General features: G+C 39.7%; 1 protein-coding gene. It reads right to left on the bottom strand.

The window, feature by feature from the left end:
• Position 1: 1 nt before the first annotated feature.
• Positions 2-1363, bottom strand: a complete 1362-nt coding sequence (locus PZE06_RS25675; RefSeq protein ID WP_150917868.1) for an IS4 family transposase — start codon at positions 1361-1363, stop codon at positions 2-4.
• Positions 1364-1530 lie beyond the last annotated feature (167 nt).

The following is a 1530-nucleotide window of genomic DNA, read 5'->3' on the forward strand; positions in this document are numbered from 1 at the left end:
CTCAACTTTCGCAGACCAAATCAGGCAGGTAAGCCCTAATATAACCGGGTAAACCTGTAACCCATTGTGATAGTTGATTTTTAAGTAATTGCTGTGTTTGTTTATTCGTTTTCTTCAAGACATCTTGAAGAAGCTCGATTAATTGCTGCAATGCGACAGCCCAATCGAGTTCATTCACTTCATCACAAAGGTCATAAAATAAACCACCTAATGTACGTTCATCTGTGTGGCAACGATTTTGCCACGAGAGAACGATATATCTAGTAAAGACGATCGTTGTATGACTAATAAGTAAGTCATACGAGCGCCCTTGGAACTCTTTTTGTAAGCGAAGAAGTGACTTCGTTGTTTTGAAGAACACTTCGATATCCCAACGGATGCCGTAAATACGTACGATTTCTTGTTCCGAAAGCGTACAATCGGTGCTTAGAATGGCAAGCCATTCCCTCTTTTTATTACGGTTTTGAACGAACACGACTTTAACTGGTACGCCATTTGTCATTGTGGTTGTGATAGAACGAAGAAGCCCTTTCTTTCCTTGAAGTGGCGACGCAGATCGATAGAGTTGTTTTAACGAAAGCATTTGTCCATTCACGTTGTAGCGCTGTTTGGCATTTTTCACCATCCCTATCACATCAAGCCCTTGTTCAACGACAGCTTTAATAAGAGGTTGTTGCGTGAACCATGTGTCCATTAATACGTAAGAAGCTTCAATTCCCTTCGATAACGCTCGTTCAATCATCGCTGGAATTTGGTCAGGTGCAGACTGTAGCGCTTCTGTACGGCGTTTATAACCAGAACACCGCTTATCAACATTTTCATTGATTCCGTTAATGGAAGACGTTTTTGAGCTGAGTAAAGAGAAGTCAATCGGCATGAACGTATGCCCGTCTGACCAGCCTAATGTAAGCATTCGAAACCCTTTATAAAATCGCATTTTCAAAGAAGCGTGATCAAAACAACGGGCAAGTAATTCAACATTTTTACTACGATTACGATCAAACGTAGAGTCATCAATAATAAACACTTTGGGACGGTCCTTTGATGTAAGCACGCTGACTTTTTGAATGGTAGCCGCACTAAAGTGTAAAAGGAATTTCCTCCAAGCAAACTTGGAATGATTTAAAAAGCGATAGACAGTATCTTTGCTTGGAAAACAATCATTCTTCTTAGATGTGACAAGGGCAAACCAGTTTTTTTGATGAAAGATTAGACAGAAAACAAGTTGAAACAAATAGGCACATGAAAATCCAAAGCTTTTTCGAATCCCCGCTTGACGCAGGTGTTTCGATACTTGTAATTCAGAGAATACAGAAGAAAGTTCATTTGGTAGTTGTTCATTTGAGTGTTGTTCCTTTATCATAGAGAAGGCACCTCTTCTTTGTGGTAATGGTTTCTCGACAATTCCACTATACCAAAGAAGCAGGTGCCTTTTCTTGTTTAAAGGCAATAGTCAAGGAACAAAGTTGATTGTTCTTAAAGCTTTAATAGACCTAAAACAAGGTCGATTTTCAAGGTGCGAAAGTTGAG

The sequence above is a fragment of the Robertmurraya sp. DFI.2.37 genome (assembly GCF_029211245.1).
GTDB classification, from domain to species: domain Bacteria; phylum Bacillota; class Bacilli; order Bacillales; family Cytobacillaceae; genus Robertmurraya; species Robertmurraya methanolica_A.